Genomic DNA, 24007 nt, shown 5'->3' with positions numbered 1-24007 from the left:
CGGGCGGGGCCATCGTCGGGTCGATCTGCGAGGGGATCAGCATGTCGACATAAGGGGCGGCGGACCAGCGCCCCTCTTTCCAGTCGTCATAGGCGCGTTCCAGCGCAAAGAGGCTTTCTGAACAATGCATGTCGCCGCGCAGGAAACTGGCGTGTGGCGGGGCGGCGGGGAAATCCGGCATCGCATCCAGCGCGATGTTCAGCTTGGCCGAAGAGCCGCGGATCTTGAAACGCTCCACATCCGCGACGAATTCGGATGGCAGGGCGGCGCGGTCCACGTGGCGCAGGAAGGTGCGTTTGACGTCCATGTTCGAGGCGACGATGGGCGCGCGGAATTCCTTGCCGTCCGTCAGCGCTACGCCCGTGACCTTGCCGTTGCTGATCAGGAAGCTGTCGACACCCGCGCCGGTCTGGATCGTGCCGCCATGGGCGGTGAAGTCCGCCGCAATGGCGTTCGATATCGCCCCCATCCCGCCGCGCGCGAACCCCCAAGCGCCGATGCCGCCGTCGATATCGCCCATGTAGTGATGCAGCAGGACATAGGCCGTGCCGGGCGAATAGACGCCCAGTCCGGTGCCGATGATGCCGGACCCTGCCAGATGCGCCTTGATCAGATCGTTCTCGAAATAGCTGTCGAGAAAATCCCCGATGGACATGGTCCAGAACCGCAAGGTCTCGTTCAATTCGCGCTGGCCGAGGCCATGGGCCTTTTTCACCAGATAGGCGAGTTCGCCGATATCGCGCGGACGCAGGCGGGCGGGGTCGGGGGCGTCGCGCAGCAGGAAGGGCCGGATAAAGCGGCACTGGCGCATCACCGCCTGCGCATAGCGGGCATACATATCCGCATCGCGCGGGCTGTGGCGGGCCATTTCGCGGCGCAGGGCGGAATGGTCGGAATAATAGGCGAAGTAGTCCCCTTCGCGGGTGAAGCTTGCCCCGCCTTCGTAGGGAATGACCTGCAACCCGTATTTGGGCAGTTCGAGGTCGCGGGCGATCTCGCGCCTCAGCAGCGAGCAGACATAGGAACAGTTCGAATAGGTCCAGCCGTCATGCAGCGACCGGCTGACCGCGGCCCCGCCGATCCAGTCGTTCTTTTCCACGACCAGCACCTTCAGACCGGCGCGCGCCAGATAGGCCGCTGTGGTCAGACCGTTGTGACCCGCGCCCGCGATGATCGCGTCATATGATGACCTGAGGCTCAAATCTCGAGGTTGATCCAGATGGTTTTCAATTCGGTATATTGCTCGTGGGCGTGGATGCCGTTGTCGCGCCCGCCAAAGCCCGAGGCCTTGAAGCCGCCGAAGGGGGTGGAAATCTCGCCCTCGGAATAGGCGTTCACGCCGACCGTCCCCGCCTTCAGCTTGCGCGCATAGCGGTGCGCCTTGGCAAGGTCGGCGGTGTAAAGCGTCGCGGCCAGCCCGTAGGCTGTGGCATTGGCCAGCGCGATGGCCTCGTCGTCGGATGCGACCTTGGTGATGCCGACCACGGGGCCGAAGATTTCCTGCTGGAAGATATCCATGTCTTTGGTGATCTCGGCAAAGACCGTGGGCTGGAACATCAGCCCGCCGGCACCGCTGCCGCCGCAGACGACCCGCCCGCCCTGGGCCTTGCCGGTTTCGACAAGACCCGAGACCTTGGCATAATGTTCCTCGCTGACCAGCGGCCCGTTCTGGGTGGCGGGGTCCATCTGGTCGCCGACCTGCCATGCGGCGGCCTGTGCGGCCATGGCGGCGACAAGCGCGTCATAGTGCTTTTCGTGGCAGATGATCCGGCTGTTGGCCGTGCAGTTCTCGCCCATGTTCCAGAAAATCGCATTCGCCTGAATCTCGGCGATCTTGTCGATGTCCTTGGCGTCTTCCAGCACCACAGCGGCGGATTTGCCGCCCATCTCAAGGCAGACCTCTTTGAGGTTCGATTGCGCGGCGTATTCAAGAAACTTGCGCCCCACCTCGGTCGAGCCGGTGAAGGTGATCGCGTCCACATCCATGTGCCGCCCCAAGGGTTCGCCGCAGTCCGGCCCCATGCCGGTGATCACGTTCAGCACGCCCGGCGGCACACCGGCCTCCAGCGCCAGTTCGGCCAGCCGCAGCGCGGTCAGCGAGGTTTGCTCGGCCGGTTTGACGATGACCGAACAGCCGACGGCCAGCGCGGGGCCGATCTTCCATGCCATCATCATCAGCGGGAAGTTCCACGGCAGCACGGCACCCACGACGCCGATGGGTTCGCGCACGATCAGCCCCAGACCCGTGGGGGCCGAAGGAGCGATCTGGTCGTAAAGCTTGTCCTGCGCCTCGGCGTGCCAGCGGATGCAGTTGGCGGTCTCGGGCACGTCGATGCCCAGACAGTCCGAGATCGGCTTGCCCGCGTCGATCGCCTCCATCACCGCCAGTTCGACAAGGTTTTCCGCGATCAGGTCGGCGAGTTTGCACAAGATCGCCTTGCGGGCGGAGGGGTGGACTTCGGACCAGACCCCGCTTTCAAAGGCCGCGCGGGCCGACGCGACGGCGGCATCCACATCCTCGGCTTGGCAGGCGGGCAGGGTGGCCAGAACGGTTCCGTCGGCGGGATTGCACGTCTCGAAAGTCGCGCCGCTTTTTGCGGCGACCCATGCGCCATTGATCAGCGCCTTGGAAGGATAGGTCAGGTCGCGTGCAATTGCCGCATAATCGGTCTTGGTCAACATCAGCATCTCCTTTCAATATGCGGGCCTCACAGCCCAAGTCTGTCAAGCAGCCGAGCGCGAAGGATTTCCGCCTCGACAAGGGGTTGGCGGGCGAAGGCGAAGGGCAGGGGGGTCACTTCGGTGACCGGCAGCACCAGATCAGAGGCCGGTGCACCTGTCGCCCATGCCGCGATCTCGCGTCCCATGGCCGTTGCCATCGCCACACCGCGTCCGTTGTAGCCGAGTGCTGCCATCATCCCCGGTTTGATTTCGTGAAGATGCGGGTAGCGGTCCGCCGTGATCGCCACCGATCCGCCCCATGCGTGGTCCCACCCCACCCCTTCAAGCTGCGGGAAGAGATTGACGCTCAGCTTGCGCAGCCATGCGATCTGCCGCGCGGTGGATGTGTCGCGGTAGGTTCCGCGCCCGCCCATGATAAAGCGGCCATCGGGGGAGCGGCGGAAATAAAGCACAAGGCGGCGCGTGTCCGACAGCGCCTGCCCGCCCGGCAGGATCGAGTTCAGGACATTCGACGACAGCGGCTTGGTCGCCACCTGCACCGAACGGACCGGCAGGACCGATTTCGCAAGGCGCGGGTTGAAACCGTCGGTATAGGCATTGGTGCAGATCAGGACACGGTCGGCGGTGACGGTCCCGCCGTGTGTGACGACTTGGTGCTTGGCGCCATTTTGGCGAATGGCCGTGACAGGGGACAGGCCGAACATGCGCGCGCCATGGCGGTCTGCGGCCTCGGCCAGTCCCAGCGCGAAGTTCAGCGGATGCAGCGATCCACCGCGCGGATCGACAACGCCGCCACGGTAGCTGTCGGTGCCCGAAAGCTGGGCGATGGCGTCACGATCCAGCACCGCGAAGGGGACACCGCGGTCCTGCCAGTCTTGCGCCAGTGCATGCAAATCGCGCAGACCTTTCTCGCTATGGGCCGCGCGGATCCAGCCCGGGCGGACCGCGTCGCAGGCGATGCCGTGCCGCGCGCAAAGGTCGAACACCAGATCGGCGGCACCGCCTGCAAAGGCGATCATCCGCGCGCCCCGCGCGGCACCGTATGTCTTCAGGATGCCCGTGGGCCCGTCCTTGAAGCCCGGATTGATCTGCCCGCCGTTGCGCCCCGAAGCCCCCCAGCCGGGTTGTTGCGCGTCCAGAACCACGACATCGACGCCCTGTTCCGCAAGATGCAGGGCCGCCGACAACCCCGTGAAGCCCGCGCCGATCACCGCGACATCCGCTGTCAGATCGCCTTGCACCGCGGGGTAATCGGGGACGCGACAGGCCGTCGCGCTCCACAGGCTGTTGGCGATCACCGGGCGTTCATTGGGGATCATGGGGTGCGCATTCTTAAGGTAGAACCTTGTTGATAGCCTTGGCGGTCTTCTTGCCGCTTTGGTAGGCCCCGTTCACCAGCGCCGAGACCGACCCGCCCATCGCCTCGCCCGCGAAGAACACGCGGTCGCCCAGCGGTGCGGCCAGCACATCACGCGCGCCGATCCGCCCCGGACGCGGCGCACCATAAGCCCCGCGCGTCAGCGGATTTTCGGCCCAGTCGGTGCGCAGCCCCTTGATGAAATGCCGCCGCGCATCGCTGCCGACAAGGCGGACCAGCTCGCCCATGGCATAGTCCACCACGGCGGCGTCACCTTCTGCCGACAGCTCCCAGCCGAACCGGCCACCGATATTGCCGAAGAGATAGTCATGCCCCGTGGGCCAGGCGACGAAAAAGCAGGCCTCGCCCGCCTTGTCCTCGGGGACGCGGTAGGTGATCCAGTTGTTCTCGCCCAAGCCCAGACGCGCCCCGTCGAACAGCAGCGGGACCTTCATCAAAAGGCCCATCGGGATGTCATCGATCGCCTCTTGCTTGGCGACGGGCAGGGGGGGCGTAAAGCGGATCGTGCCCGCCGCCAGCACGCCCACGGAAACGGTGACAAGACAGGCCTTGGCGCGGATCGTGCCTTGCGCGGTCTCGACGGCGACCCCTTCACCGGACCAGTCGATCGCGGTGACCGGAGTGTTGAGGACGATGGGCTGGCCTTCGGCAAGCGTCGCGACCACGGCGCCCAATCCTTCGTGCACGAAGAAACTGGGCTGGTCTTCGGCGGAATCCCAGTAGTCGGCGGTGGACACATCCTCGAAATCGACACCATAGTCCATCGCGCCCATCCAGGATTGAACCGTGGCGGAATAGGGCATCTCTGGTATCACCGAAGCCGCCGAGACGTCCCTGCCGGCTGCCCCCGCGCGGTCGAGCGCGCGGCCGATCGCCCCCCACGCCCTGCCATAGGCGGCCCATTCCTCGTCGCTGGCGGGCTGGCCGTCGAGGTCCCATAGCTGCGAATCCGCGTTCGTGTGATCGACAAGCGTGAAACCGCCCGCCCTGCTGATCTGCGTAAAGGGATTGTGGATCGCGCCCGAGATCCATGAACAGCCGTGATCGACCGGCGCGCCGAAGCTGTCGCTTTCGGTATGGGCGCGGCCGCCGACGCGCGCGGCAGCCTCGACGATGACATAGGAAATCCCCTGCTTGGCCAGTTGCTTGCCTGCGGACAGCCCGGCAGCACCAGCGCCGATGATGACCACATCGAGGTTGGTCGGAATCGATTGCGCGAACACGGGGGCGGCTCCTATCGCTGTGAGACCTGCAAGGACGGTGCGGCGATTGACGCTCATGATGCGGCCCCCGGGCGGATATCCGGGTTCAATGCGGCATAGAATTTGCGCAGGTAGCGGGGGACAGTCCACTTGCAAACCTTCCCCGCGGGGATGAAAAAGCAATCCCCCGCGACAAAGCGGTGATCGGTCCCGCTGGCGTCGGTGATGATGCATTCGCCCTCGAGGACCTGTCCGAACTCATGCCATGGAAACGGGCTGAGTGCTTCGTCCGCAAAACCTTGGGTGTCCCAGAGGCCGACTTCGAAATTGCCGTGATCGTTTTCGAAGAACACCCGCTCGCGCTGCGGCACGGTGGTGCCGTCCAGCAGATCGTCGTCGGTCAGCGTCAGGGTCGGGTCAAGCGCCTGTATGCCGCCCGCAGCCGTCAGGCCCGTGGGCATTTCGGCGCGCGGATCGCTGTAGGTCATGTAGAACTTGCGCAGCGTGTCGTGCTGTTTCCAGCTGACCGGCACGCCGTTGCGGAAGATCACCGACTGCCCGGCCTTGCAGGCGACGCCGCTGGACAAATCCGTCCCGTCGTTGTCGAGCATCGTGAAATTGCCCTTCAGGACATAGATGAATTCGTCCCCGGGGTAGGGGCCGAAGGGTTCGCGCATCGGGGTGGTTTCCCAGACGCCAACCGCCAGCCCAAGGGCTTCGTCCTCGAAATAGACGTGCAGCAACTGCTGGTCGGGACGCTCGGCAAAGTCGTAAGGCGTCAGGTCCATGGGCTTCAGCCCGTCCGGTCCGTCAGCCTCGAATCGGATGATTCCGTCTTGGGCATTGCTGTCCTTCATGTCCTGTCCTCCGGTTGGTCCCGTCCGCGGGTCATGGTGTCTATTGCTTACATTTTGCGCGTTCAGGCCTTTTTTCGGCTGGGTCCTTTCAAAGTTCTTGACTCAGCGCCGATCGACGCAAAATGATTGAACGATCATTCAATGGTGAGGATGCCCAGCCGAACGGGAAAGTCAATCACCAAGATGGGCCGCGGACGTTTCGCGCCGCGGCAATGATCAAAACTCAGGCAGACGCCGTGATGGCAAGCCTGCCGCAACAGGGGAGATTACGCACCATGGACATTCTCGACCAGATAGGCGCCGTGCGCGAAGGCAAGCTCAGTCGCCGGCGGTTCACCAAGGGACTTCTCGCGGCGGGTGTCGCGATGACGACGGTGCCGATGGCCTCGCGGCGGGCCATGGCGCAAAGCGGGCAGGCGACTTTCTTCACATGGGGCGGATATGACATCCCCGAACTCTTCGGCCCCTACGAGGCCCAGAACGGCGCCTTGCCCGATTTCGCGGTCTTCGGCGGCACCGAGGAGGCGCTGACCAAGATGCGCGGGGGCTTCGTCGTCGATGTCGCGCATCCCTGTAATTCCGGCATGCCGCGCTGGGTGCAGACCGGACTGTTCCAGCCGATCGACGGATCGCGTCTGGCCAATTATCCCGACCTGATCCCCGACCTGATCGACCTGCCGGGCAATCAGGCCGAAGGCGGTCAGATCTGGATGGCGCCCTTCGACTGGGGACAGACCTCGATCACCTACCGCACCGACCTTTACGAGCTTGAAGGCGAGGAAAGCTGGGACATGCTCTGGGACAGCCGCTATGGCGGGCGTCTGGGCTCGCTGGCCTCGGGTGGTGATGCCTGGTGGTGTGGTGCCATCAAGGCCGGTGTCGCGATGGAGGATATCGCAACCGAAGCGGCCTTCGAAACGATCTCGGCTGTCATGCGCGAACAGCGTCCGCTGATCCGCGTCTATACCGACGACACGACAACGCTGGAACAGGCCCTGTCCTCGGGCGAGATGGCGGCCGCGATGACCTGGAATTCCTCTGCGGTCCTGCTGCAATCGGAAGGCATCCCCGTCAAGTTCGCCCGTCCGAAAGAAGGCGCGCTGACATGGGTCTGCGGTGTGATGATCCATAGGGACGCACCGAACCTCGACCGCGCCTATGATGTGATCGACAGCCTGCTCAGCGTGGAAACGGGCGAGTTCATGATCAACGACTATGGCTACGGCCACTCGAACGCCAGATCCTTCGATGCCTTCGACGACGAGACGCTGGTTGGACTTGGCCTGAGCAAGAACCCTGTGGACATCCTGCAGGCGGGCCACTTCCAGATCCCGCAAAGTCAGGACTGGGAAACCCGGATGAACGAAACCTTCGAGCTGATCAAAGCCGGTTTCTGATCGCCCATGCCCGCCGCCGGCCCGCGGCGGGCTTTTCTGTCTCCCTTGCCCTGAAGGAACAAGATGGCTGACACATCCCTTTCCACGACAGCACGCACCGCCAGCACCGGCCGTGCCCGACGAGGGTCCGGCATCAAGGCCTACCTCAACCGGAGCGAGGCCGCGCGCGGCTATCTTCTGATGTCGCCCACGCTGCTGATCCTGACGATCGGCATCATCATCCCCAGCATGATCCTCTTCGTGATGAGCCTCTGGCAGCGCGACGGCTTCGGGTTCGACATGACGCCGACGTTGACGAATTATTTCCGTGTGTGGAACGAACCGGTTTTCGGCACGCTGCTGCAAAGGTCGTTCTGGATTTCCGGCGTGGCGACGGTCGTCACGGTTCTGCTGTGCTATCCGATGGCCTACTACGTCGCGTTTCACGTCCATCGCAACAAGATGATGTGGATCATCCTGATGACGCTGCCGTTCTGGACCAGCTATCTGCTGCGGGTCTTCGCGTGGAAGGTCATTCTGGGCTACGAGGGCGTGATCAACTCGGGCCTGATGAGCGTGGGACTGATCGAGGCGCCGCTGGAATTCCTGCTTTATTCGCAGACGGCCGTGGTGATCACCCTGGCCCATGCCTGGGCCGCCTTCGCGATCCTGCCGCTTTATGTGAGCCTTGAAAAGATCGACAAGTCGCTGTTGGAGGCGGCCACCGATCTGGGGGACGGGCCGGTCGCGCGGTTCTTCCGGATCACCCTGCCGCTGTCTATGCCCGGTGTCATTGCGGCGACTTTCCTGATCTTCATCCCCACCACAGGCGACTACATCACGCCGGCACTTCTGGGCGGGCCGGATGGTGCGATGATCGGCAACTTTGTCCAGCTTCAGTTCGGCGCGGTCAACAACTGGCCGATGGGGGCGACGCTGGCCATCGTGCTGATGTTCTGGATCGCGCTGATCGCGCTGGTTTTCCTCTTCGTGATCCGTCAGGCCGAAAAGAGGATCGCATGAGCACTGCCACCAAGGATACCGGAACCTACATCAAGCGTCCCAACCGCGCGCTGCAATTCTATGCCTGCGTCTTTCTTGTCGTGCTCTATGTGCCGATCCTCTTTCTGCCGCTCTTCAGCTTCAACGACTCGATCTATGTCCGCTTTCCGCTACAGGGGTTCACATTCAACTGGTATGCCGAGCTGTGGAACCGCGGACCGGTCTGGGCGGCGATGTGGAATTCCATCAAGGTTGGGGCCGTCGTCTCGGTCATCTGCACGATCCTTGGGGTGGTGGCGGCCCGCGCCATCACCCGCTACCGGATCCCCGGCAAAAGCGCGCTGCTGACCTTCATCATGATGCCGCTGGTCATTCCGGGCATCATCTTCGGGGTTGCCCTGCTGGTCCTGATGAGCCGGATGGGCGTGCCGCTGTCGCTTTATACCGTCGGGCTGGGGCATCTGATCGTCTGCCTGCCCTTCGCGGTCGCAGCGCTCTTGCCGCGGTTCGAGGGCTTCGATCCCGCGATGGAAGAGGCAAGCGCCGATCTGGGCGAAAACGGCTGGTGGACCTTCTGGCGCGTGACCTTTCCGATGGTCTTTCCCGGTATCGTCGCAAGCCTTCTTCTGACCTTCACCATCAGCTTCGACGAATTCATCATGGCGTTCTTCCTGTCAGGCACGGACCCGACCCTGCCGATGTATATCTGGGGTCAGTTGCGGTTTCCCCAGAACTTTCCTTCGGTGCTGGCCATGTCGTCACTGATCCTTTTCATCTCGTTCATCCTTGTCTTCGTCGCCCAGCGGATCGGTCGCATCGGGCTGGACGATCCCATTTCAAAGGACTGATCCATGACAGCGCAAAGCGGTTTCATCTCGATCCAGAACGTCGTCAAGTTTTTCGGGCGGTTTCAGGCGATCACCGATGTCTCGATGGAGATCGGCAAGGGCGAGTTCTTCTCGCTTCTGGGCGCCTCGGGCTGTGGCAAGACCACGCTTCTGCGGATGCTGGCGGGCTTCGAGGGCACCACGACCGGCGAGATCTACATCGACGGCCAGCCGATGAGTGCGGTGCCCCCGCATGAACGCCCCGTCAACATGGTGTTCCAAAGCTACGCCATCTTTCCGCATCTCAATGTGCGCGACAATATCGGCTACGGGCTGCGCAAGCTGAAGCTGCCCAAGGACCAGCGGCAGGCGATGATCGAGGAAATGCTCGCGCTGATCAAACTGCCCGGCTACGGCGACCGCAAGGCCAACGAGCTTTCCGGCGGGCAGCGTCAGCGGATCGCGCTTGCGCGGGCGCTGATCCTCAAGCCCAAGGTGCTGTTGCTGGATGAACCGCTGGGCGCGCTGGACAAGCAGTTGCGCGAACAGATGCAACTGGAACTGCGCGCGCTGCAACGCAAGATCGGGATCACCTTCGTTTTCGTCACCCACGATCAGGAAGAGGCGCTGACGCTTTCCGACCGGATCGCGGTGATGTCGGCGGGCAAGGTGCTGCAGGTGGATACTCCGGCAGGCTTGTACGAAAGGCCCAAGTCCCGCGAGGTCGCAAGCTTTATCGGCAACATGAACTTCTTCAACGGCACCGTCCGGCGCAATGGTGCCGCGACGGGTGCGATCGAGACCGAAGGTCTGGGAACCATACCGGTGCCCGTGGACATGCTGACCAAGCCTGACGGGGCCGCCGTGCAGGTCGCCCTCAGACCCGAGAAATTCGTCATGTCCGACAACCAGCCGACGCAAGGACAGCTTGCCATTCCCGGGACGCTGAACACCTCGGCCTATCTGGGCGAGCGCAGCCACCACTACATCAAGATCGCCGGCAAGGATGACCCTGTCGCCGTCTCGACCCCGAATGCGGCCAGCAGCATCGGCCGACAGGCGGGCAACGGGCAAATCTGGCTGTCGTTCAACCCTGCGTCGATCGTCATACTTGACCCTGACTGAACAATCATTCAAGACCCTGCGTTCAGCAAACTTTTCGAGATCCGACACACCATGAACAAGACCATCAGAGATCAGGCGGCCCCCAGAAAAAAGGCCGCGCGGCGCACCGAACCGCCCGAGGTGCGGCGCTCGCAGCTGATCGACGCCACGATTGAAAGCATCGCCGCCTATGGTATCGGCGGCACCACGATGTCGACGGTGACCGAGATCGCGGGCCTGTCGGTCGGGCTGGTGAACTTTCACTTCGAGAACAAGCAGAACCTGCTGGAAGAAACGCTGGTCTTTCTTGCGCGCGAACATCACGAGCATTGGAAACAGGCCTATATGGACGCGGGCCTGTCCGCCCAGGAAAAGCTGCTGGCGATCGTCGATGCGCATTTCCATCCGCGCATCTGCACCCGCAAGAAACTGGCCGTCTGGTATGCCTTCTTCGGCGAGGCGGGCCGCCGCAAGGTCTATCGCAAGCTGATCGACGGGATCGACGACGAACGGTTCGATCTGTCCATCGGCCTGTGCGAAGAGATCATCCGCGACGGCGGCTATGATGTCCCGCCAGCCTCTGTCATCGCGCGGATGCTCGAAGGGCTCTATGACGGGCTGCAACTGAACATCCTGATGTATCCCGGGCATATCACCCGCAAGCAGGCCAACAACCAGATCCGCGCCTATCTGGCCTCTGTCTTTCCGCAACACATCGCAGCGCCAGCCTTCTAGCCACACATCCAGGAGCCCCGCATGAGCAGAGACCCCCGCTATGACGTCCTATTCGAGCCGGTGAAGATCGGCCCTGTCACGGCGCCCAACCGGTTCTATCAGGTGCCGCATTGCACGGGGATGGGGTATCTGCGACCGCGCACGCTGGCCGCCATGCGCGGGGTCAAGGCGCAGGGCGGCTGGGGTGTGGTCTGCACGGAATACAATTCGATCCACCCCACATCCGATGACCTGCCGCATCCTTCGGCCTCGCTCTGGGATGACAGCGACGTGCGCGCCCACAGTCTGATGACCGATGCGGTGCACGAACACGGCGCCCTTGCCGGGGCCGAGCTGTGGTATGGCGGGGCGCGCACCTCGAACCTGATGACGCGGCTGCCGTCGATGGATGTCAAATCCATGCCGAACCTTGCAGGGCACCCCTACCAGACCCGCGCGATGGACAAGACCGACATCAAGACCTTCCGCCACTGGCACAAGCGCGCCGCCCTGCGCGCCCGCGATGCCGGTTTCGATGTGGTCTATGTCTATGCCACCCATGGCTATCTGATCTCGAACTTCCTCAACCCGCGCATCAATGACCGGTCCGATGAATACGGCGGCAGTCTGGAAAACCGGGTGCGGCTGGTCCGGGAACTGATCGCCGACACCAAGGATGCGGTGGGCGACCGCTGCGGCGTCGCGATCCGCTTTTCCGCAGACGAGGAAATCGGCGAGGACGGGCAGCCGATCTACGGCGAACGCCGCGAGATGCTGGAAATGCTCGCCGATCTGCCGGATCTGTGGGACATCAACATCGCCGATTACTCGCTGGAAATGGGCGTGTCGCGTTTCGTCAAGGAAGGCGCGTTGGAACCCTATATGCAATGGGTCAAATCGGTGACCGACAAGCCGGTCGTCACCGTGGGCCGGTTCACCTCGCCCGATACGATGGTCAGTCAGGTCAAGCGCGGCATCACGGATTTCATCGGGGCGGCGCGGCCTTCGATTGCCGATCCGTTCCTGCCCAACAAGATCCGCGAGGGACGCCTTTCCGCGATCCGCGAATGTATCGGCTGCAACATCTGCTACTCGGGCGACAGCCTCGGCGTGCCGATCCGCTGCACCCAGAACCCCACGATGGGCGAAGAATGGCGGCGCGGCTGGCATCCCGAGATCATCACCGAAAAGGCCTCGTCCGGCAAAGTCCTGATCGTCGGGGCAGGGCCGACAGGGCTGGAGGCCGCCCGCGCGCTGGGCAATCGCGGCTACGAGGTGATGCTGGCCGAAGCCACCCGCGAGATCGGCGGACGCGTGGCGCGCGAGGCCGCCCTGCCGGGGATGAGCGAATACATCCGTGTGCGGGACTACCGCCAGCAGCAGTTGATCGAGATGACCAACGTCGAGATTTTCCGCGAAAGCCTGCTGTCGGCTGATGACGTCTTCGCGGTCGAGGCCGATCACGTCGCCATAGCCACAGGCGCGAAATGGCGGCCCGAGCGGTTCAATGAGGAAACCTATCTGCCCGTCTGGACGCCCGAGGCGCGCCCTCGCGTCTTCACGCCCGACGATATCATGGACGGCAGGCTGCCCGATGGCCCGACAGTCGTCTTCGATGGCGAGGGCTATTACATGGCGGGGGTTCTGGCCGAACGGATCCGGCAGGAAGGCCATGCCGTCACCTATGTCACTTCCGACGATTCCGTCTCGCGCTGGGCGGGCAATACCTCGGAACGCTGGCGGGTGCGGACGCATCTTCTGGCGCTTGGCGTGACAATCGAAACCGCGCAGACTTTGACGGGCTTTGACGGCAGCGAAGTGATCCTCGAATGTGCCTATTCCGGCGCGGAAAAGACCCTTGCGGCGACCAACATCGTGATGGTCACCGCGCGCACACCGAACGACGCACTCTATCACGCGCTGCTGGATGCGGGCGGCGGCGGCGCGCTGCCCTTCAGCCTGACCCGCATCGGCGATTGCGAGGCGCCGGGGATCATTGCCGCCGCGGTCTATGCAGGCCACCGCTATGCGCAGGAACTCGAAGCGGGTGTCGATATCGACCTGCCCCTGCGGCACGACCGCGTCGATGTGGGGCTTGATGCGCGCGCATCGGGCCCCGCGCAAAAGGTGGCTGCCGAATGACCGCCTATCTGGAAAAGCTGCAACTCTATTACGAGGAAGAGATCGAGGGCGAGGCCTATTTCGCAAGGCTCGCCGCGCGCTTTGCCGACCCTGACTGCCGCAGGAAACTGCACCTTCTGGCAGAGGTCGAACGCCACGCGGCGGCGGGCGTGGCCCCCCTGATCGCCCGCCACGGGCTTTCGCCGCGCGCCCGCGCCGCGCTGACCGCCAGCGGCCATGCCGAGGCCGATGCCACCGCGCTGGACTGGTCCGCCCTGATGGCAGGGATGCGGCAAAGCTATCCGGGATATCTGGCGGCCTTTGCCGCCTTGGAAGCGCTTGGTCCGCCCGAGGACCGCGACCTTCTGTCCTTTCTGACCGAACATGAGGTCGCCGCGATCCGCTTTCTTGAACAAGAGGCCTTGGACCCCACCCGCAGCACCGCACCGCTTGAAACCTACCTTGCCACAGCGCCCGAAACATGGCGCGCGGCGGCGGCATAACGCGATGCGGCCCGCCCCTCTTGCAGTGCTTCTCGCAGCCCTTCTCGGCGGCGGCATCTGGTTCCTTCTGCCCGCGACACCCGATGCCCCGGTGGGGGCCGAGGCCGAGGCGGCGGCAAGCTGCACCACCTGCGATGCCCGCAAGGCCGGCCTGCAACGCCTGAGCGACGCGCGCGCGGCGACGGCGGAAGATGCAGGGGAAGCGGCTGATCAATAGGTGTCAGCGGCTAGCCACGCGCCAACAGGGGCCGCAATCTGGCAAGATAGGGCAGCAGCAGCGCCAGCGTGTAACCTGTCACGGTGCCCCAGATTGCCCCCGCAGGCCCGATCTGCGGCAACAAAAGCAGCGTCAGGGGCAGGTTGATCGCCGCCATCAGAACCATCGAGCGCAGCAGGAATGCGGTCTCGTTGCGCGCACGCAAGACGCTGTCGCAGGTATTGACCAGCGTGGCCACAAGCACCCAGGCCACCATGCCATAAAGGATCGCGGCATCGGTCGGCACTTCGCGCCCGAGCCACAGGTCAATCAGGAATTCATAGGCCAGCGCGAGACTGACGGCCATGCCAAAAGCGAGCGATGAGCCTGCAAGCAGTGTCCAGCGGAATACCTTCCCGACGCTCTGGCGGTCTCCGGCCGCATCCGCCTTCGCGAGTGCCGGCCATTGCGCGTAATTGATCGTCTCGCCAAAGATGACCGGCAGCGAGAAGATCCGTCTGGCCAGACCATAGGCCGCACTGGCGGGTGTGCCCAAAATCATCCCGATCAGAAACAGGTCCGAGTGGGCAGAGACCGCATAGGCGCTTTGATATCCCGCCATCCTCAGGCTGTCGCGCCAAAGCTGCCGCAAAACGTCCGGTTTGAGATTGCACAGGGCGAAAAGCGTGATCCGAGCGCGGCGGAGGTAGATCATCCCCCCAAGCAGGACCAGCAGGAACGACGGGCCAGTAAAGGCGACGCCCATAACCCAGAGCGGCGCCGAGGCGGAAACCCCCGCCACCAGCCCGATGGCACCTAGCAAGGCCCCGACAAAATCAAGCAGATGCACGAGGTATCCATGCAGGCGCCCGACCATGATCTGGCGCGGGACGACCGCGATCAGTCCGAAGGCCAACAAGACCGCCAGTGCGACCATCAAGGCGCCTGCGGCCTCGGCCTGCGCGGGGTCAGTCAATCCCAGCAGCCAGCCCCAATCTGTCAGCCACGCAAGCGGCAACACCGTCACCAGCACGACTGCACACCAGAAAAACGCGATGACAATCGCGGCTGACGCCACCTCTGCGATGCTGGGCCCTCCGTGATCTTCGCCCGCGCGTCCGACCGCCGTGATGACACTCGCCGACAGGCCTATGCCCATGACGTTTACCGAACTCATCAGAGACAGAGCGATCATCCAGATGCCCAAGCCGTCCAGCCCCTGACTGGCCAGCAGGATCGGCAAGGTCACAAGCGAGATCACCGGCCGCCCGACCTGCACAAGGATCCCGCTCGCGGCCGTCAAGACAACACGATCGCCCGAGAGAAGCTTGCGCAGGTTGATCACGGAATTCACGCGCCCTCACGGATAGGAATAGTTGCCAGATTCAGCGACACTACTCCGATGGTCGGCATGTTCTCCAGCACGTCAACCGGACCTTCGCCAAAACCTGCGCCACGCAAAGGGAAAGAAGGCGTACAGGATCGCCAAACCCAGTTTGAGCCTTTGCACCGTAGACCGGCCACGGAATACGAACATAAAGTCCTCGGACGTCAACCCGTTTCGGGATTTATCCGCCAGTCCTTGCCAATAGCCAATACACCGCCCCTGCAACAAATGCCGCCCGACGCGGGTCGAGACAGGCTTTGCATCGTGGTGCACGATGCCGACATCCGCCATGTACCGATGCAGGGCCTTGGGATGAGCCTGTCCGATATTGCGCAAAAGCCACTGTTCTTCAAGGTCATCAACAACGCTGATGCAATCGGCCACATCGAACCCGCGCACAGCGAACCCGCCATAGAGGTTGAGGAACCTGTCCTCTCTGAGGATGGGCCTGACGATGCTTTCGTGACTGCTCTGCGGGTTGCGGTCGATCCGGTCACACAGCGCCACCTCTGGCCCGCCCGTCGGCAAACCGTGCAGAAAATCGGCGAAGGCGGGCAGCACTTCCATGTCCGAATCAAGAAAGATCGACCAGTCGTGCCGTCCCCGGGTGACGGCCTTCGCGCCGGCAAGCCTGTTTGCGGCCGCCGAGCGCTGGTCGCCTGGCCCGTTGAGGCGCATCACGGGGGCGGGGAAATCGGTAAGCGGTGACCACGGCATATCGCCGTTCTGGACCAGAATGACACGGACCTCACCAAAGACCTTGGCCAGCACGGCCCGGTTCTGGCGCGCCATTGTGAATTCGGCCTCGGTGAACCTGCGACTGATCTCGATCAGCGTAACCGCCATGCAAATGTCCCTCTCTCGCGCTAGCTTGACAGTCGGTCGATGGACCGGGATTTCACCACGCGCAGACAGAGCACGGCAATGGTAAAGGCCGTTGCTGCAAGCCTGTTCTTGCGATGCTTAATGGCCATCTTGCGCGCTTCCCAGATCTGTTTGTGCGTGGTGCTGACACCCCCGGGCGCACAGGTCGCGGCGGGCATATCGATGTAGGCGTTCCGCAGTCCGAGCTTCAACAGCCGGTTGAGGTAGTCGAGATCCCCCCCGATCGCGCGTGCGGTCTCATAGCCCCCCAGCTTGCGCGCATGGACTTGGGTGCGAATGATCAGGCTGACATGCGGAAATGGCATGGTCTGCCAGACCTCATGCCGCTGCCTCAGCAAGCGGGGGCGGACCAAAGTCGCGCCGTATAGGATATTGCCGAAGACAAAGTCGATCTCTGGCGCTTGCGCGAGGACCCTGACCGCTTCGGCCGCATAGGCGGGTGATGCAAGATCATCGGAATTCATGAACCACAAAAGGGGTCCCTTGGCCTTGGCAATCGCCTTGTTCGCCGCATCGTAGATTCCGCTGTCACGTCGCGACACGATGGTGACGCGCGGATCATCCAGCGCTTCGATCGCCGCGACCGTGCCATCCGTCGACCCGCCGTCCGCGACAAGCACCTCGCAGACCTCGGGACAGTCCAGCAACTGGCCGATGCAGGCTGTGATCGATCCGATCCGGTTGAAGACTGGCAGGACGACGGAAATCATGCGGGTGTTGTTCCATGGCCGCCTTCAAGGCGCGACGGGTTGTCTTGCGGTTGTCCCCGACCTTGGACTGCCGGGCGTCACGCTGCAAGCATCGTCTTTGCCGCGCCGCGATCAGAGCGCCGGCCGGACGTCGGCAATCTCGACAAGGCCAAAGATCCGACCAGTGGGGGCGCCGGTCGGTGACCCGCCGGGCGGTTCCTCGCTGACACCCAAGGTCAGCGCGCCTTCGACGGCGGCGATGGTCGGGGGCAGGGCCAGACGCACGGTTTCCCCCTCGGGCCAGAGACCGACGGACATGACCGGTTCCCCCGGGCCCGACGCCCAGACCTGCAGGATGCGGCCTTCGGGCGCGGCACCGGCGGTGCGGGTCAAAACCACCTCGTTCGTGGTCTTGTCGACGACCGCCAGAACCCTGAAGTCGCCCTCGGCCGAGACGAGTTCCGCCGTGTAAAGCGGCCCCTGCTGCGGCGGCACGACAGGATCGCGCAGCATGACGACCGCCAGAAGGACCAGCGCCGCGACCGTCGCCGCCTGCCAGAGCCATAGCCGCTGCCAGAGGCCGGTTTTCTGCGCGGGCGGGAAGAGACGCGCCATCAGCGCGGCCTTGACAGCGGGGCGCGGGGCGACGGGCGCAAGCGCGTCGGTCATGCCTGCAAACTGCGCGTCCCAACGGGCGACGGCAGCGGCGAAATCCGGATCGGTCGCAGATCGGCGCTGCGCATCCCGCAAGGCGTCGCCGGTCAACAGGCCGAGTGCGAATTCACCGGCAAGCAGATCTTCTTCGGGCAGGTCGTCTTCGGGCTGGGTCATCGGGTCATACACTCCCGCAGGGCGGCCAGACTGCGCCGCAGCCATGTCCGCATCGTATTGAGCGGCACCGCGAACTGATCGGCGAGTTCCTGATAGCTCTTGCCATCCAGATAGGCCCCCGCGACCGCCGCGCGGCGGTCCGCCTCAAGCTGGTCCAGACAGGCCACGATGCGACGGCTTTCCGAGGCCACGATCGCCGATTGCTCGGGCGAGGCGCCGGGCGCGGCGATGCGGTCCGCGTAATCGGCGATATCGCTTTCATTGCGCTGCTTGCGGCGCCGGTCGATCGCGGTATTGCGGGCGATGGTGATCAGCCATGTCATCGGGGAATGACCTGTCACCTGATACCTGCTGGCGGAATTCCAGACTTTGACGAAAGCTTCCTGCATCGTGTCCTCGGCGGCCGAGCGCTCTTGCAAGACACGCAGACAGACCGCGAAGAGTTTCCCGCTGGTCAGATCATAAAGCCGGGAAAAGGCGGCTTGATCGCCCATGCCGACCCGCAGGATCAGCCCCTCGACCTCTGTTTGACCTTCTGACGACATATTTCTCAGGCGAACCCTTGCAACCACGGCCCCCCTGACCGGGGTTTGCCGCATTACCCCATGATGTGGGCCAGCGGCACCCGACGACAAGGTTTTTCTTGGGCTGACACCCAAGTCTGTCCGGTTTTGCGGCATGGTTGCGGCGCGCGGGCCGAGATCGTTTGCACGCCCCTGAAAGCCGAAGATGCCCGACCGGTCAGAGCCTGCCCGCCCGGTCCAGTATATCGACGCCTTGCGACTTCCAGAAATGCAACAGGTCGATGAAGACCCAGTTTTCGGCCAGCTTGTCGCCCTTGCGCCGGTAGATGTCGATGATGCGGAATTCGCCGGCCGGACCGCTGGCAGGCATCCCCATGAAGCCGCCGATATGCCGCGCGGTGAAGTTGGGCCAGCCGAAGAACCCGCCATAATGCCCCTCGGCAAGGCGGCAAATGTGCCGCGTCTGCGACCGCTCGGCAAAGGCGGCGCGGAAGGGGCCCGCGTGCTGCTTGGCATAGCGCGCGATCGTATAGGTCGCGCCGATCCCGTGCGGCCCCCACCAAATCATGTCGTCAGCCCATGTCCGCGCCAGTTCATCCTCGAGCGTCAAGCCCGATTTCCACTGCCCGAGATCGGTGATCATCGCGTTGATCACGGCCAGCGTCCTGCGTCCCGTCTCGGGGTCCTGCGGATCATGAAGCAGCGCATCATGCGGACGGGGGCCGGGCTGGACCAGAAAAGCCCCGGTCTGTAGCGGGAAGGGGTCCTGACCCGCCTGCGCCATCAGATGGGGGATGTCGAAATACATCGCGGTTTCCGCGATCTTGCCGCCCGCGATCCGGTGGAATTCGCAATAGCGCAGCATCGCCAGCTTGCCGGTTGGCCGGATGCCCAGCCATGGCGCATCGAAAAGCCCCAGCAAATGCCCCATCGAGACCACCCAGACCGAGGCATGGCCATCCATTTCATTGCTGCCTGCAAAGAAGATATCCTCGCGCCGTTGCAGGTGGCGCAGCGCGTCCTTCAGGGGCTGCCAAAAGGTCCGGGCCACGGCGTCCGCGCCCGCTAGTTCGCCGAACGGATGGTAGCCGCGCCAGCGGTAATCGCCCGTGGTATGTGCCGCCAGAACCGCGCCCAGCGATTCGCCGGTCGCCGCTTCCAGCGCCGCCTGACAGGCGCGGACCGCCGCTTTTTCGGTCTGGAAATCTGCCATCTCACCCTGCCTCGACGTGTTTTTGCATACGTCTGCAAAAAGTCCTTGAAGAAAGTCACCATCAGAGTCTACGCTATTTGCAAACGTATGCAACGCAGATTGCATGTTCAAACCGGGGGGTGCGGGATGGCCGAAATCCAGTTGCGCGGCGTGACCAAACGCTGGGGATCGTTTGTCGGCGTCGACAACTTCGACCTGACCATTGCTGATCGCGAATTTCTGGTGCTGCTGGGGCCCTCGGGCTGCGGCAAGACGACCACGATGCGGATGATCGCGGGGCTGGAGGATCCGACCTCGGGCGAAATCACCATCGACGGCAAGGTGGTCAACAATCTCGAGCCCAAGGACCGCGATGTGGCCATGGTGTTCCAAAGCTACGCGCTTTATCCCAACATGAACGTCTATGAAAACATCCGCTTCCCGCTGCGGGTGCGCGACGGCGGCAAGAAGGCCGACCACAACGAAAAGGTCATGCGGGCCAGCGCCATGGTCGAGCTTGACGACTTCCTGCACCGCAAGCCTGCGGAACTCTCGGGCGGCCAGCGCCAGCGTGTGGCCCTTGCCCGTGCCATCGTGCGCGAACCCAACGCCTTCCTGATGGATGAACCGCTGTCGAACCTCGACGCCAAGCTGCGCGTTTCGACACGCGCGCAGATCAAGAACCTCAGCCATGAATTGTCAGTCACGACGATCTACGTGACCCACGACCAGATCGAGGCGATGACGCTCGCCGACCGTGTCGTCGTGATGGAAAAAGGGATCGTCCAGCAGGTCGGCAGCCCGACCGAGATCTACGACAAGCCCGCCAACCGCTTTGTGGCCAGTTTCATCGGATCGCCCGCGATGAACCTGATCGACGGCGAGATCAGGGACGGCGCCTTCATCGCGGCAGGCACCCGCATCGGCGGGCTTGCCGCGCCGGACGGGCCTGTCACGCTTGGCTTTCGGGCCGAGGATGCCGTGGTGCCCGCGCCCGAAGGGCAGATCACGGCGCCGATCTACACGATGGAGCTGTTGGGCGATGCCACCATGGTCAGTGTCCGCATCGGCGGCGCATTGGTCAGCGCCAAGGCCGACAAGACGTTCCGCGCCGAAATCGGCGAACGGATCACGATTCAGGTTCCGGCAGAGCACTGCCACCTTTTTGATGCCAAATCAGGTGAACGTATCGGGGACTGATCCCCGCCTGACCCCGGACACAGACACGCCGGGACAACAAGGGGTGCACGATTGCAAGGTGCATCCAGACATAAGGAAACAGGGAGAGAACAATGTTTCTAAGATCAATCACGGCAGCCGGCACGCTGGCACTTTTGTCGACGACATCCGCTTTCGCCTGCGAAATCAACGCAAGGGTCAGCATCGTGGGCAACGAATTTCCCGCAATCCAGACCCTCGGGGCCGAGGCGCGGGCCTGCACCGGTGCGCCGGTCAGCACAAACCTGACCGCTGACCACCAGCAGATCAATCTGGCGGGCATGTCGGGCAATCCGGCCGAATACACATCCGCCGTCATCGCGAACTCTTCGATCGTGGCACTGATGAACGAAGACGTGATCCGCCCGCTTGATGATCTTGTCGCAAAATACGGGCAGGGGCTTCAGCCGACGCAGTTGATCACGATCAACGGCCAGACGATGGCCGTGGCCTTCATGGCGAATGCGCAGCACCTCGTCTACCGCGCCGACGTGCTCGAACAGATCGGCGTCGAACCGCCCCAGACCTACGAAGAGATGCTGGAAGCCGCCCGGATGATCCGCGAGCAGGGCATCATGCAGAACCCCGTCGGTGGTGCCTATGCCGCTGGCTGGAACCTCGCGCAGGAATTCGTCAACATGCATCTGGGCTACGGCGGCACCTTCTTTGCGCCGGGGTCGGCAGAACCGACCGTGAACTCCGAAGCCGGTGTCAATGCGCTGAACATGATGAAGGCGCTGTCGGAATACATGAACCCCGATTTTCTGACCCACGATTCGAACGCCACCAACGCCGAATACCGCGCGGGCAACGTGGCGCTGATGAACATGTGGGGCAGCCGTGCCGCGACCATGACCGAGGCCGAGGGCGTGCCGCAAGAGGTGATCGACGGCTTTGCGATTGCCGGTCCGATGACCGTCGGCGGCGGCGACATTCCGGCCTCGACCCTGTGGTGGGACGGCTGGACCGTGGCCAAGAACATCAGCGACGCCGAAGCCGAGGCGACATTCATCGCCATGATGAACGGCATCCGCCCCGAACTGATGAGCAACGAAGAGGTCGCCGTGCAGGCCGTCTGGCTGATCGACGGGTATGAACCCACATCCGCCGCCGTGGGTGTCTTCGAAGCCGCAGGTGCGGGGACGATCCCCTATCCGATGCTGCCCTACATGGGCCTGATGCACACAGCACTGGGCACCGAGCTTTCGGACTTCATGCAGGGCAACGAAAGCGCCGAGCAGGCGCTGGCCGATGTCGAAGCCGCCTACCGCGCGGCGGCACGCGAAGCGGGCTTCCTCAACTAAGCCCAAGTCTCGGGAAGGGCGGCTGCGTCCTTCCCGTCCTGCGCAATCCAAGCGAAGGGGCGGCCGATGAAACATCGCACGTTCTTCTGGTTTTTTCTGCCGACCGGTCTGGCAATGCTCTTGTTCATTGCGCTGCCGATCGTCTCGATCGTGACGCAATCGGTCTTTGCCCCGCACGAGGCGGTGCTGATCACGACCGAGAACTGTGGTCCTTTCGGATGCCAGACGGAAACCGCCATCGACCAGCAAGCCACCGCCGCCATCCGCGAGGCGCAGCCGCTGGGCCGGTTCGTGGGCTTGGACATCTACAAGGACCGCGGCCATCTGGCCTTTGCCGAGGTGGCCGAGGCCTGGCGCACATCCGACACCTATGGGCAGTTCTTTTCGCGGCTGAACAACCTGCCGTTCTACCGCGCGATGGGGTTCACGCTGACCTATACTTTCGTCGTGACGCCCTTCGTGATCCTGCTGGGGCTGATCATCGCGCTGGCCGTCAACACGCTGACACAGCGCCTGAAGGGGCTGGTGATCTTCTTCTCGCTGCTGCCCTTCACGGTGACGCCGCTGATCGGCTCGCTGGTGCTTTTCTGGATGATCGACGCGCGCGGGATACTGGGAACCTTCATCGCCTGGCTGGCGCAGGACCCTGACCTGTCGATCAAGGCCTCGACCCCGATGATGTGGATCGCGATCATCGTCTGGGGCATCTGGCATTCGGCGCCCTTCGCCTTCGTCGTCTTCTATGCGGGGCTGCAAACCCTGCCCAAGGACCAGCTTGAGGCGTCGCAGATCGACGGGGCCTCGCGGATGCAGCAACTGCGCTTCGTGATCGTGCCGCATCTGATGCCGCTGGTGACCTTCGTGGCGCTGATCCAGTTGATGGACAACTTCCGCGTCTTCGAACCGATCGTCGGCTTCAACGCCGCCGCCCATGCCACCACACTCAGCTGGATCATCTTCAACGACCTCGGCGGCGAGACGCGCCAGTTGTCGGCGGCCTCGGCCACCTCGGTGTTGACGATCATCGGCGTGGCGATCCTGCTGTCGCCGGTGCTGGTGCGCACCTGGCGCGACTTCAAGGGAAAGACGTAATGGCCAGCAAAGCACAACGCATGCCAAGGGGCCTGAAGGTCGCGACCAATGCCTTCCTGATCATCTGGCTGATGGCCGCCGCCTTCCCGTTCCTGTGGACCGCCTGGGGCAGCTTCAAGGTCGAGCTGGATTTCTTCTCGATCAACAACTGGACCGACGCGCTGACCGGGCCAAGGACGCAGGCCAACTACGGCTCGCCCTTCACTCTGGCGGGCTACGAGGGCGCATGGATCCAGCAGGAATTCTGGCGCGCGGTGATCAATACCTTCATCGTGTGTTTCTTCGTGGTCTGCACCTCGCTGACCATCGGCACGCTGGGCGGCTATGCGCTGTCGCGGTCGGGCTACCGCTATACCTTCTGGCTTTTGATCATCGCGCTGATCTTCCGCGCGCTGCCGCAGGTGACGCTGGTGGCGGGCTATCTGCTGCCCGCCTTCGAATACAACGTCTGGGGCATCCTGCCGACCGCCATCATCGCGCTGGTGGCGATGAACCAGCCCTTCACGCTGTGGATGCTGCACTCGTTCTTCCAGAACATCCCCAAGGAACTGGACGAGAGCGCCAAGGTCGACGGGTGCACCCAGTTTCAGGCCTTCCGGCATGTGATCGTGCCGGTCATGTGGCCGGGCGTGATCACCACGGGGCTGTTCAGCTTCCTTTTGGCCTATAACGACTTCGTCGTCACCGCGATGCTCTTGTCGGAAAGCAACCGCACGATGGTGCCCGCCATCGCGGCCTTCCTGGGGTCCACCTATACCGAAGGGCAGGTGATGTTCGCGGTCGCCGCCGTGGTCTCGGCCACCGTTCCGCTTTTCATTCTGGTGATGATTTTCCAGCGGCAGATCGTCAGCGGCCTGACGGCGGGCGCGGTGAAAGGATAAGGCAGCGGTCGGCGCGCCCGTCGCGCCGGTCCGTGCAAAGCA

Annotated in this window: 23 protein-coding genes; 12 read left to right on the top strand and 11 right to left on the bottom strand. The window is 63.4% G+C overall.

The features are described 5' to 3' along the window. The 5 genes from V7N12_RS04545 to V7N12_RS04525 all read right to left on the bottom strand — a co-directional run. Positions 1-1201, bottom strand: a 1201-nt coding sequence (locus V7N12_RS04545; protein ID WP_333712987.1) for a phytoene desaturase family protein, incomplete at its 3' end; no start/stop codon positions are given. Then, positions 1198-2688, bottom strand: a complete 1491-nt coding sequence (locus V7N12_RS04540; protein WP_333712985.1) for an aldehyde dehydrogenase — start codon at positions 2686-2688, stop codon at positions 1198-1200. The genes V7N12_RS04545 and V7N12_RS04540, both read right to left, overlap by 4 nt. A gap of 20 nt (positions 2689-2708) precedes the next feature. Continuing rightward, positions 2709-4001 carry an NAD(P)/FAD-dependent oxidoreductase gene (locus V7N12_RS04535; RefSeq protein ID WP_333712984.1) on the bottom strand — a complete coding sequence of 431 codons (1293 nt, stop codon included), beginning with the start codon at positions 3999-4001 and terminating at the stop codon, positions 2709-2711. Between the two features lie 13 nt (positions 4002-4014). Next, the gene (locus tag V7N12_RS04530) at positions 4015-5283 is read right to left on the bottom strand and encodes a flavin monoamine oxidase family protein (protein ID WP_333712983.1); all 1269 of its coding nucleotides are present in this window, start codon (positions 5281-5283) and stop codon (positions 4015-4017) included. A 53-nt stretch (positions 5284-5336) separates the two neighbouring features. Continuing rightward, complete coding sequence (locus tag V7N12_RS04525; RefSeq protein ID WP_333712982.1) at positions 5337-6119, bottom strand: cupin domain-containing protein; 783 nt, start codon at positions 6117-6119, stop codon at positions 5337-5339. Between the two features lie 275 nt (positions 6120-6394). On the opposite strand from V7N12_RS04525, the gene V7N12_RS04520 reads away from it, so the two are divergent. From V7N12_RS04520 to V7N12_RS04485, 8 genes are all read left to right on the top strand, one after another. Then, positions 6395-7516 (top strand): ABC transporter substrate-binding protein, encoded by a 1122-nt coding sequence (locus tag V7N12_RS04520; RefSeq protein ID WP_333712981.1) that lies wholly within the window; start codon positions 6395-6397, stop codon positions 7514-7516. Positions 7517-7579: 63 nt separating this feature from the next. Further along, on the top strand, positions 7580-8518 hold the full coding sequence (locus tag V7N12_RS04515) for an ABC transporter permease (protein ID WP_333712980.1): 939 nt from the start codon (positions 7580-7582) through the stop codon (positions 8516-8518). Continuing rightward, a complete protein-coding gene (locus V7N12_RS04510) occupies positions 8515-9345 on the top strand; it encodes an ABC transporter permease (protein WP_333712979.1) in 831 nt (276 codons plus the stop codon). The genes V7N12_RS04515 and V7N12_RS04510 overlap by 4 nt, the downstream gene beginning before the upstream one ends. Before the next feature lie 3 nt (positions 9346-9348). Beyond that, on the top strand, positions 9349-10449 hold the full coding sequence (locus V7N12_RS04505) for an ABC transporter ATP-binding protein (protein WP_333712978.1): 1101 nt from the start codon (positions 9349-9351) through the stop codon (positions 10447-10449). Positions 10450-10500: 51 nt separating this feature from the next. Further along, positions 10501-11163 (top strand): TetR/AcrR family transcriptional regulator, encoded by a 663-nt coding sequence (locus V7N12_RS04500; RefSeq protein WP_333712976.1) that lies wholly within the window; start codon positions 10501-10503, stop codon positions 11161-11163. 21 nt (positions 11164-11184) lie between these two features. Continuing rightward, on the top strand, positions 11185-13284 hold the full coding sequence (locus V7N12_RS04495; RefSeq protein WP_333712974.1) for an oxidoreductase: 2100 nt from the start codon (positions 11185-11187) through the stop codon (positions 13282-13284). Further along, positions 13281-13766 (top strand): hypothetical protein, encoded by a 486-nt coding sequence (locus V7N12_RS04490; RefSeq protein ID WP_333712973.1) that lies wholly within the window; start codon positions 13281-13283, stop codon positions 13764-13766. Before V7N12_RS04495 ends, V7N12_RS04490 begins: the two co-directional genes overlap by 4 nt. 4 nt (positions 13767-13770) lie before the next feature. Beyond that, complete coding sequence (locus tag V7N12_RS04485) at positions 13771-13983, top strand: hypothetical protein (protein WP_333712971.1); 213 nt, start codon at positions 13771-13773, stop codon at positions 13981-13983. A gap of 10 nt (positions 13984-13993) precedes the next feature. On the opposite strand, the gene V7N12_RS04480 is transcribed toward V7N12_RS04485, so the two are convergent. The 6 genes from V7N12_RS04480 to V7N12_RS04455 all read right to left on the bottom strand — a co-directional run bounded on the left by V7N12_RS04480 (position 13994) and on the right by V7N12_RS04455 (position 19491). Continuing rightward, a complete protein-coding gene (locus V7N12_RS04480; protein ID WP_333712969.1) occupies positions 13994-15316 on the bottom strand; it encodes a lipopolysaccharide biosynthesis protein in 1323 nt (440 codons plus the stop codon). A 72-nt stretch (positions 15317-15388) separates the two neighbouring features. Continuing rightward, positions 15389-16195, bottom strand: coding sequence for a hypothetical protein (locus V7N12_RS04475; protein WP_333712968.1), 807 nt, complete (start codon positions 16193-16195; stop codon positions 15389-15391). A 20-nt stretch (positions 16196-16215) separates the two neighbouring features. Then, complete coding sequence (locus V7N12_RS04470; protein ID WP_333712966.1) at positions 16216-16944, bottom strand: glycosyltransferase; 729 nt, start codon at positions 16942-16944, stop codon at positions 16216-16218. Between the two features lie 111 nt (positions 16945-17055). Next, positions 17056-17754 (bottom strand): anti-sigma factor, encoded by a 699-nt coding sequence (locus V7N12_RS04465; protein WP_333712965.1) that lies wholly within the window; start codon positions 17752-17754, stop codon positions 17056-17058. Further along, complete coding sequence (locus V7N12_RS04460; protein ID WP_333712963.1) at positions 17751-18299, bottom strand: sigma-70 family RNA polymerase sigma factor; 549 nt, start codon at positions 18297-18299, stop codon at positions 17751-17753. The genes V7N12_RS04465 and V7N12_RS04460 overlap by 4 nt, the downstream gene beginning before the upstream one ends. A 196-nt stretch (positions 18300-18495) precedes the next feature. Beyond that, complete coding sequence (locus V7N12_RS04455; RefSeq protein WP_333712961.1) at positions 18496-19491, bottom strand: ester cyclase; 996 nt, start codon at positions 19489-19491, stop codon at positions 18496-18498. A gap of 126 nt (positions 19492-19617) precedes the next feature. Here V7N12_RS04455 and V7N12_RS04450 point away from each other — a divergent pair, with 126 nt between their 5' ends. From V7N12_RS04450 to V7N12_RS04435, 4 genes are all read left to right on the top strand, one after another. Then, positions 19618-20670 (top strand): ABC transporter ATP-binding protein, encoded by a 1053-nt coding sequence (locus tag V7N12_RS04450; protein WP_333712959.1) that lies wholly within the window; start codon positions 19618-19620, stop codon positions 20668-20670. Positions 20671-20762: 92 nt separating this feature from the next. After that, a complete protein-coding gene (locus V7N12_RS04445; protein WP_333712958.1) occupies positions 20763-21992 on the top strand; it encodes an extracellular solute-binding protein in 1230 nt (409 codons plus the stop codon). A gap of 66 nt (positions 21993-22058) precedes the next feature. Beyond that, positions 22059-23084 (top strand): carbohydrate ABC transporter permease, encoded by a 1026-nt coding sequence (locus V7N12_RS04440; protein ID WP_333712957.1) that lies wholly within the window; start codon positions 22059-22061, stop codon positions 23082-23084. Beyond that, complete coding sequence (locus V7N12_RS04435) at positions 23084-23965, top strand: carbohydrate ABC transporter permease (RefSeq protein WP_333712956.1); 882 nt, start codon at positions 23084-23086, stop codon at positions 23963-23965. Before V7N12_RS04440 ends, V7N12_RS04435 begins: the two co-directional genes overlap by 1 nt. Positions 23966-24007 lie beyond the last annotated feature (42 nt).

Source organism: Yoonia sp. (assembly GCF_036770585.1).
GTDB lineage: Bacteria > Pseudomonadota > Alphaproteobacteria > Rhodobacterales > Rhodobacteraceae > Yoonia.
This window is presented reverse-complemented; position numbering and strand designations above follow the sequence as displayed.